This window comes from Streptomyces sp. AC555_RSS877 (assembly GCF_019049245.1).
GTDB lineage: Bacteria > Actinomycetota > Actinomycetes > Streptomycetales > Streptomycetaceae > Streptomyces.
This window is the reverse complement of sequence record NZ_JAGMUK010000096.1, coordinates 1-8,582: the sequence shown is the minus strand read 5'-3', so window position 1 is coordinate 8,582 and position 8,582 is coordinate 1. Positions and strand designations below refer to the sequence as shown.

At 71.7% G+C, this 8,582-nt stretch carries 6 protein-coding genes; 3 read left to right on the top strand and 3 right to left on the bottom strand.

Annotated features, from left to right (window positions below):
* Positions 1-361 precede the first annotated feature (361 nt).
* A complete protein-coding gene (locus KUM49_RS35245; RefSeq protein WP_217241033.1) occupies positions 362-913 on the bottom strand; it encodes a MarR family winged helix-turn-helix transcriptional regulator in 552 nt (183 codons plus the stop codon).
* A gap of 153 nt (positions 914-1,066) precedes the next feature.
* On the opposite strand from KUM49_RS35245, the gene KUM49_RS35240 reads away from it, so the two are divergent.
* Positions 1,067-2,338, top strand: coding sequence for an MFS transporter (locus KUM49_RS35240; RefSeq protein ID WP_217241034.1), 1,272 nt, complete (start codon positions 1,067-1,069; stop codon positions 2,336-2,338).
* 16 nt (positions 2,339-2,354) lie between these two features.
* Here the strand turns inward: KUM49_RS35240 and KUM49_RS35235 are convergent, their stop codons facing one another.
* Together KUM49_RS35235 and KUM49_RS35230 are read right to left on the bottom strand one after the other, a co-directional pair.
* On the bottom strand, positions 2,355-4,010 hold the full coding sequence (locus KUM49_RS35235; protein ID WP_217241032.1) for a SpoIIE family protein phosphatase: 1,656 nt from the start codon (positions 4,008-4,010) through the stop codon (positions 2,355-2,357).
* Between the two features lie 222 nt (positions 4,011-4,232).
* Positions 4,233-5,612 (bottom strand): NAD(P)/FAD-dependent oxidoreductase, encoded by a 1,380-nt coding sequence (locus KUM49_RS35230; RefSeq protein WP_217241031.1) that lies wholly within the window; start codon positions 5,610-5,612, stop codon positions 4,233-4,235.
* A 376-nt stretch (positions 5,613-5,988) separates the two neighbouring features.
* Between KUM49_RS35230 and KUM49_RS35225 the strand changes: the two genes are divergently transcribed.
* On the top strand, positions 5,989-6,780 hold the full coding sequence (locus KUM49_RS35225; RefSeq protein ID WP_217241030.1) for a TetR/AcrR family transcriptional regulator: 792 nt from the start codon (positions 5,989-5,991) through the stop codon (positions 6,778-6,780).
* 297 nt (positions 6,781-7,077) lie between these two features.
* On the top strand, positions 7,078-8,582 hold a 1,505-nt coding region (locus KUM49_RS35220; protein ID WP_217241029.1), incomplete at its 3' end, for a sigma-70 family RNA polymerase sigma factor.

Below are 8,582 nucleotides of genomic sequence, written 5' to 3'. Positions count from 1 at the left end.
GTGCTTTCCAGGTTCCCGCTCTCGCGTTTCCCTTTCCGGCGGTTCCGACTCTATCAGATCCTTTCGGGCCTGACTCCCAGTCAGAGGGGGTTGTCCTCCCGGCCGCTCGGGCCGTTCCGACGTCTCAAACCTTAGCGGATCCTCCCGGTCAGTTCCTAATCGAGCCGCCGGACCCATATCGAAATGAATTCGGGCACGCCGAATTCAATCCCGCTGGGAGATCTTGCTAGTGGTTTGTGGTGCCGCTGATGCGGCGGAGGTGTCCTCGAAGAACCGTTACGGCTCCGCGGCAACCCGAAGAACTCTACGCATCGAGCAGAGGGCTGTCAAGCGCCGTCTGTCAAGATCTTTTATGTCGGCATCAGTCCAGATCGCTGAGGCGTCCGCCGGCGTCCGGCTGGGCGTCCTCGACCCTGCGCAGGAGGCGGGTGAGGACGTCGCCGAGGGCGGTGCGGTCCTTCTGTGACAGGTCCTGGAGCAGGTCCTCCTCGAAGACCGTGGCGAGACGCATCGCCTCCAGCCACTTCTCCCGGCCCTCCCTGGTGAGCTCGACGATCACGCGGACGCGGTTGGACTCGTCGCGCTCCCGGGTGACCAGTCCTTCGGTGACCATGCGGTCGATCCGGTGGGTCATCGCGGCCGGCGTCAGGCCGAGGCGCTTGGCGAGGTCGCTGGGGCCCAGGCGGTAGGGAGCGCCGGAGAGGACTAGGGCCTTGAGGACCTCCCACTCGGCGTTACTGATGCCGAGGGCGGCGGTCTGGCGGCCGTAGGCGACGTTCATGCGGCGGTTCAGGCGGGACAGCGCCGAGACGATCTGCTCGACCTGGGGGTCGAGGTCCTGGAACTCGCGCTGGTAGGCGGCGATCTGCTCTTCGAGGGTCGGCTCGCCGAGGCTGCCTGGGGTGTCGCCCATAGGGCGAAGTATGGCATGGACCTGCTTGGCGTTGAAGTCCTTCGATGTGTACTCTTTAGGTTCTAACTTTAGCTTCGAAGTCTTCAGGGCTAACTACTGAGGGCATCCGACTACTCGAGAGAGGTGAACGTGACCAGGGCGAAGGGCGCTGCGATGCGCCGGATCCATGTGGGCAACGCACTCAGCGCGTTCGGGCTCGGCTTCACCGTCCCCTATCTGTACGTCTATGTGGCGCAGGTGCGGGGGCTGGGTGCCATGACGGCGGGGCTCGTCCTCGCCGTCTTCGCCGTGGCGGCGCTGATCGTGCTTCCGTTCGCCGGGCGAGCCATCGTCCGGCGAGGTCCGCTGCCGGTGCTGCTCGGCGCTCTGGTCACCGCCGCGCTGGGGGCGCTGAGCCTGGGGCTCGCGAGCAATACGACGACCGTGTTGCTCTCGGCGGGCGCGCTCGGGGCCGGGCAGGCCGTGATGCAGCCGGCACTGGCGACGATGATCGTGGACTGCTCGACCGCCGACACGCGCTCGCGCGCCTTCGCCACGCAGTTCTTCCTGCAGAACCTGGGACTCGGCGTCGGCGGGCTCATCGGTGGTCACCTCGTCGACACCACGCACGTCTCGTCCTTCACGCTGCTGTTCGCGATCGAGGCGGCGATGTTCCTGCTGCTGGTCGTGGTGATGGCGAGCGTGCGGATGCCGCACTCGCCGCGGTTCGAGGACGCGCCGGGGCAGTCGCGTTCGGGCCGGGGCAGTTGGAAGCAGTTGCTGGGCAATCGGGCCATGGTGCAGCTGTGCGTGCTGGGTTTCGTGCTGTTCTTCGCTTGTTACGGGCAGTTCGAGTCGGGGCTGAGCGCGTACGGCGTGGAGGCCGCCGGAATCTCGACGTCCGCCCTCGGTACGGCCCTGGCCGCGAACACCGCGATGATCGTGGTCGCGCAGTTCGCCGTACTGAAGTTCGTGGAGCGGCGGAGGCGGTCGCGGGTGATCGCGGCCGTGGGGCTGATCTGGGCCGTGGCGTGGGTCATGGCCGGGTACGCGGGGCTCGGGCACGGCAGCAAGGAGATGGCCACGGCCGCGTTCGTGTCGACCTATGCGCTGTTCGGGCTGGGTGAGGCGATGCTGTCGCCGACCGTCGCTCCGCTGGTCGCGGATCTTGCGCCGGAGGGGATGGCGGGGCAGTACAACTCCGCGTTCGCGCTGGTCAAGCAGCTCGCGTTGGCCGTGGGGCCGGCGGTGGGCGGGCCCATGGGGGCGTCGCTGCACGCGCCGTACGTCGTGACGTTCCTGCTGTTCTCGCTGGGGATCTCGGTGCTGGCGGTGCGGCTGGGGCGTCAGCTGACGGCCGCGCAGGATCAGCCGTGGTCGGCGAGGAGCCGGGTGGTGGCCCAGGGCGGCCCGACTCCGGCGGACCAGGCCCGGACGCGCGCCTGAGCCGGGCCGGCCCGGTTCACTTCGCGATCCCGGGCAGCGCGAACTCGCACCACACCGCCTTGCCGCCGCCCGGTGTCCGGCGGGATCCCCACGCCGAGGCGATCGTCGCCACGATGGCGATGCCCCGGCCGGACTCGTCGCCGGGTTCGGCGCGGCGGCGGCGAGGGAGGTGGTCGTCTCCGTCGGTGACCTCGACGATCAGGCGCCGGTCCGTGCGGCGCAGGCGCAGGCGCATCGGTGGCGTCCCGTGCTGCAGGGAGTTCGCGACCAGTTCGCTCACGGCCAGGACGCCCAGGTCGTGCAGTTCCACCGGGAACCGCCAGCTGGTCAGGACGCCGGAGGCGAACGCACGCGCGCGTGGGGCCGCTTCCACGCCGCCGAGGAGTTCCAGGGCGGCGTTGCGGAAGAGCTCGCTGTCGGGGCCGGTGCGGGCGGGGTGCTGAAGGACCAGGACGGCCACGTCGTCGTCGTGGTCCGCCGTCACCCCGGCTGAACGGACCAGGCGGTCGCACACCACCTGGGGGGTGCCCGTCGCCCCGGACAGGGCTCGCTCCAGGGCGGCGATGCCCTCGTCCAGGTCCTCGTTGCGGCGTTCCACCAGACCGTCCGTGTAGAGGACGGCCGTGGAGCCGGGGCTCAGGGCGATCGAGCCCGAGGTGTGCATCCAGCCGCCGGTGCCGAGGGGCGGGCCGGTCGGTTCGTCGGCGCGCTGGACCACGCCGCTCTCGTCGCGGACCAGGATGGGCAGGTGGCCGGCCGAGGCGTACACGAGCCGGCCCTCGTTCGGGTCGTGGATGGCGTACACGCAGGTGGCGATCTGGTTGGCGTCGATCTCCATGGCGAGGCCGTCCAGCAGCTGGAGGACCTCGTGCGGGGGGAGGTCGAGGCGGGCGTAGGCCCGAACCGCCGTACGGAGCTGGCCCATGATCGCCGCCGCGCGCACCCCTCGGCCCATCACGTCGCCGATCACGAGGGCGGTGCGGCCGCCGCCGAGGGTGATCACGTCGTACCAGTCGCCGCCGACCGCGGCTTCCGTGCCTCCTGGGTGGTAGGTGGCGGCGACGCGGAGGTCGTCCGGTTCTTCGAGTTCCTGCGGGAGCAGGGAGCGCTGGAGGGTGACGGCGGTCTCGCGCTGGCGGCGTTCGCTGGCTCTGAGGCGTTCGGCTGCCTCGGCGTGGTCGGTGACGTCCGTGGCGAACACGAGGACGGCTGCGCCGCCGTCGCCCGCGGTCACCGGGGTGCAGGCGAAGGTGTACGAGCGGCCGTCGGGGGCCTTGCGGGACTTGACCGTGCGTGGCTTGCCGCTGCGCAGGACCTGGTCCAGGAGCGGGAACAGGCCGAGTACGTCGAGTTCCGGCAGGGCCTCGCGGGCCGGGGCGCCGGTGGAGCGGGGGCCGAAGGCGGCGACGTAGGCGTCGTTGACGTAGGCGAGGCGGTGGTCGGGGCCGTGGACGAGGGCGACGAGGGCGGGGACGCGGTCGAGGACCTCGCGCACCGGGAGGTCGTCGACGGCGGGCACGGGCGGTGCGTCGTCGGTGAGTTGTTCGGCGCGGGCCGCGGGTACCGAGCCCGCGCCGTCCGGCCGCAGGTCCGCGGTGACCGGGTGGTCGGTCCGCGCTGCGGCGCGGCGCTGCGTTCCGGGGAGCCGGGCGCTCCAGCGCGTGAAGTTCACGAATCCTTGCCTCGTGTCGTCGTCTGCGGCGTTCTCGGCCGGCTCCGGACCCGGTCGGGGGTCTGAGGGGTGGCACCCCGGGGTTGCAGCACTGTGGGGAAAGCCTCGCGGTGTCGGAGGGCGGGGTTGTGTCCGTCCAGGGTCGGGACCAGTCTGGCAGGGCGGCCGCCCGGGTCGGCATCCGTCAGACGCCTACCCCACGGCTGGAGTTCCTCGGTCCGGTCAGGACGACCCCTTCGAGTCGTTCGCCGGGTCCTGAGGATGCTTTCCACCGGCCGCGAGTTCGAACTCCGCTCGGGGATGTTCGAGAGATCCGAGGGAGACGATCTCCCTCTTGAAGAGCCCGGACAAGGTCCATTCCGCGAGGACGCGGGCCTTTCGGTTGAAGGTGGGCACCCTGCTGAGGTGGTAGACGCGGTGCATGAACCAGGCAGGGTAGCCCTTCAGCTTGCGTCCGTAGACGTACGCGACACCCTTGTGCAGCCCCAGGGAGGCGACCGAGCCGACGTACTTGTGGGAGTACGTCTCCAGGGGCTCGCCCCGCAAACCGTGCGCGATGTTGTCGCCGAGGACCTTCGCCTGGCGGAGCGCGTGCTGGGCGTTGGGGGCGGTCTCCTTGCCGGGTTCCTCGGCCGTGACGTCGGGGACGGCGGCGGCGTCTCCGGCCGCCCACGCGTGCGTGGTGCCCTCGATCGTCAGCTCGGGGGTGCATTTCAGCCGACCGCGGTCGTTGCGGGGGAGGTCGGTGGCGGCGAGGAGCGGGTGGGGTTTGACGCCGGCCGTCCAGACGACCGTACGCGTGGGGAAGCGGGCGCCGTCGCTGAGGACGGCGACGCGGTCCGCGCAGGATTCGAGGCGGGTGTTCAGGCGTACGTCGATGTTGCGGCGGCGCAGTTCGGTGACCGTGTAGCGGCCCATCTCCTCGCCGACCTCGGGCAGGATGCGGCCCGAGGCCTCGACGAGGATCCACTTCATGTCGTCGGGCTGGACGTTGTGGTAGTAGCGGGCGGTGTAGCGGGCCATGTCCTCCAGCTCGCCGAGCGCCTCGACGCCGGCGTAGCCGCCGCCCACGAAGACGAAGGTCAGGGCCGCGTCGCGGACGGCCGGGTCGCGGGTGGAGGAGGCGATGTCCATCTGTTCGATGACGTGGTTGCGCAGGCCGATGGCCTCCTCGACGGTCTTGAAGCCGATGCCGTGTTCGGCGAGACCGGGGACGGGCAGGGTGCGCGAGATCGAGCCGGGGGCGAGGACCAGTTCGTCGTAGGTCAGCTGCTGTGCGCCGGTGCCCTCCTCCTCAGTGGCGAGTGTGGAGAGGGCGGCGGTGCGCTTGGCGTGGTCGATCGCGGTGATCTCGCCGACGACGACGTGGCAGCGGTCGAGGACGCGGCGCAGCGGTACGACGACGTGGCGGGGTGAGATGGAGCCTGCGGCCGCTTCGGGGAGGAACGGCTGGTAGGTCATGTACGGGTCGGGTGTGACCACGGTGATCTGCACGTCGCCCCGCGCGAGTTCTCGTTTCAGCTTTCGCTGGAGACGCAGGGCCGTGTACATCCCGACGTAGCCACCGCCGACAACGAGAATGCGCGCACGTTCCTTCACCATCCCATGACGCACCGGGCGCTGGCGTTTGTCCACAGGCTCGACAATTTGTGTGACCGTGAGCCAGGGGTGCGCGGGGTTGGCTGAATCGCCGACGTGCGGGGAAGGACCGCAGGTCAGCTGGGGTGCACTGGGTGTCCGGAGGGGGCGCAATCGGGACGTATGCGACCCGTACTCCGATCGGGGGGCGCCCCGTGCGGAACGTGCCCCTTCTGAATTGACCCCCACTCAACTATGTTCGTGTGACGACGGGGTGTTGGGGGATGCGCCTTCGGGTCCGCTCCGAGCGGGTCCGTGAACCGGGTTTGTTCCGTTCGCTCCGGCTTTTCGATGACGGGGAGTGTCTCCGGGGGGAGACGTCATTACCGGGGGATCGCTTATGCATGTTCAGGACTCTCATTGGTCGTCCGCGTCCGCTGTCGCACCCGGTGGCGGGGCGATGGGCGGAGTGATGGACTCAGCGTTGGGCTCAGCGATGAGCGCGGCGGGCAACGGACGCGCGGACAGTGCGCGGACCACGCCGCTGCGTGTGGATGCACAGCGCAATCTGGAGCACGTACTGCGCGCGGCGCGCGAGGTGTTCGGCGAGCTGGGTTACGGCGCGCCGATGGAGGACGTGGCGCGGCGCGCGCGAGTCGGTGTCGGCACGGTGTACCGGCGCTTTCCGAGCAAGGACGTCCTGGTGCGGCGGATAGCCGAGGAGGAGACCTCCCGGCTGACCGACCAGGCACGGACGGCGCTCGGTCAGGAGGACGAGCCGTGGTCGGCGCTCTCGCGCTTCCTGCGGACGTCGGTGGCCTCGGGTGCCGGGCGGCTGCTGCCGCCGCAGGTGCTGCGGGTCGGTGTGGCGGACGAGGGTTCACCGGACGGGGCGCGGGTGCCGCAGCAGCGGACGCAGCCGGGTGCCGGGGAGCTGCGGCTGGTTCCGGGGGACTCCCCGGTGCTCTCCACGGACGACGATCCTGGGGCGGCGGCGCTGCTCGAGGTGGTGGGCCAGCTCGTGGACCGGGCGCGTGCGGCGGGTGAGCTGCGGCCCGACGTGTCGGTGTCGGACGTACTGCTGGTGATCGCCACGGCGGCGCCTTCGCTGCCGGATGCCGCACAGCAGGCGGCGGCCTCGGCACGGCTGTTGGACATCCTGCTGGAGGGGTTGCGGTCGCGGCCGGTGTGAGGACGTCATCGTGCGCTGACCGGTGACTCGAAAAGGTGACGGTGAGGCGTGGGCGCTGCGTCGCCCCGCCTCGATCACCGCCCCGGGATCGTGCCGGGGATGTGGGTCACGCTTCTCAACTCCCGCTCGGCGAGCGCCCGTTGAGGCTTGCCCGTGCGGGTGAGGGCTGGTACTGCGGTGTGGTGGGCCCCCACGGACGAGTGGACGGTCCGTACTCCGGGGTCCTGAACAAAAGCCAATATGGCACTCTGACCCGGTGTTCGGGACTGGCAGGACCGGCGGCGGGGGCTTTCCGCGATGAGCTTTGACGGGCGGGACGAGTCACTCGGTGACGACGACGCGGAGTCCGGCGGCGCGGCCTCGCCGCATGTGCCCCTCCAGGGGGGACGGGCCGTCATCCCGGCGCAGGGCGGCGAGCCCGTCGAGGGCAGCGTGCCGGCGCAGCGCGACCGACGCGAGGACTGCGGCGTCCTGCCGCCGCCCAGGGAGCCCGCGCCGTCCGACGCCGACCTGATCGAGCGGATGCGCTCGGGCGACGACACGGCCTACGCGGCGCTCTACCGGCGCCACGCGGGTGCGGTGCGCCGGTACGCCCGCACCTGCTGCCGCGACGGCCACACCGCCGACGACCTGACGGCCGAGGTCTTCGCCCGCATGCTCCAGGCGGTGCGCGGCGGCTCCGGCCCCGAGCACGCGGTGCGCGCGTACCTGCTCACCACCGTCCGACGGGTCGCCGCGAGCTGGACGAAGTCCGCGAAGCGGGAGCAACTGGTCGACGACTTCGCGGCGTTCGCGGCGCAGTCCGCGCGCGCCTCCGAGGTGTCCGACGACAACACCCTCGACCTGGGCGCCGATGTGCGGGCGATGCACGAGGCCGAGCAGTCGATGGCCATGCAGGCCTTCCGGTCGCTGCCCGAGCGGTGGCAGGCCGTGCTGTGGCACACCGAGGTCGAGGACGAGTCCCCGAGCGAGGTCGCCACGCTCTTCGGGCTCGACGCCAACGGCACCCGTGTGCTGGCCAGCCGGGCCCGCGAGGGCCTCAGGCAGGCCTACCTCCAAGCCCACGTCAGCGCCACGCTCGTCAGTGACGAGGAGTGCGCCCGCCATGCCGACCGGCTCGGCGCGTACGCCCGCGGCGGACTGCGCACCCGGGCCGAGCGGGGTCTGCGCAAGCATCTGGAGGAGTGCGCCAAGTGCCGGCTGGCGGCGGGTCAGATCAAGGAAGTCGCCGGCGGTATCCCCGCCGTCGTGCCGGTCGCGGTCATCGGCTGGTTCGGGGCCGCCGGGTACGCCAAGGCGGTCGGGTTCATCGCCGGCGGGACCGGGGCGGGCGCGGCCGGCGCCGGCGGGACCGGGGCGGGCGCGGCCGGCGCCGCCGGGGCCGCGGCGGCGAGCAGCGGCTCGTCCGGCGGGGCGGGCGCCGGTGGCGGCGCGGCCGCCTCCGAAGGGCTGGGCGCGCCGGTGAAGGCGGCCATCGCGGCCGGTGTGGCGACGGTGGCGGCCACCGCGATCGCGCTGGCGCTGACCGGCGACGACGGTCCGGCCAGGAAGCCGGATGCCAAGCCGCCCGCGTCCACGCCGGTGATCGAGCCCGCGAGGAACACGCCCGCGCCGCCGGAGAAGGAACCTCGGCCGGTGCCCCCGGTGCGCGCGGCGGCGCCCCTGGCGACTCCCACTCCCACTCCCACTCCGACGCGGGCGCCCACCGCCACGCCCGACCCCGCGCCGGCGCCCGCCTCCACCCCGACCCCGACCCCGACCCCGGCCCCGGCCCCGGCCCCGACACGTGAGCCGACCCGTAC

What these genes read in the sequence shown, in the direction of transcription:
- KUM49_RS35245 (WP_217241033.1), bottom strand. Translation starts at nt 913, where the DNA reads ATGGGCGACACCCCAGGCAGCCTCGGCGAGCCGACCCTCGAAGAGCAG.
- KUM49_RS35240 (WP_217241034.1), top strand. Translation starts at nt 1,067, where the DNA reads ATGCGCCGGATCCATGTGGGCAACGCACTCAGCGCGTTCGGGCTCGGC.
- KUM49_RS35230 (WP_217241031.1), bottom strand. Translation starts at nt 5,612, where the DNA reads ATGGTGAAGGAACGTGCGCGCATTCTCGTTGTCGGCGGTGGCTACGTC.
- KUM49_RS35225 (WP_217241030.1), top strand. Translation starts at nt 5,989, where the DNA reads ATGCATGTTCAGGACTCTCATTGGTCGTCCGCGTCCGCTGTCGCACCC.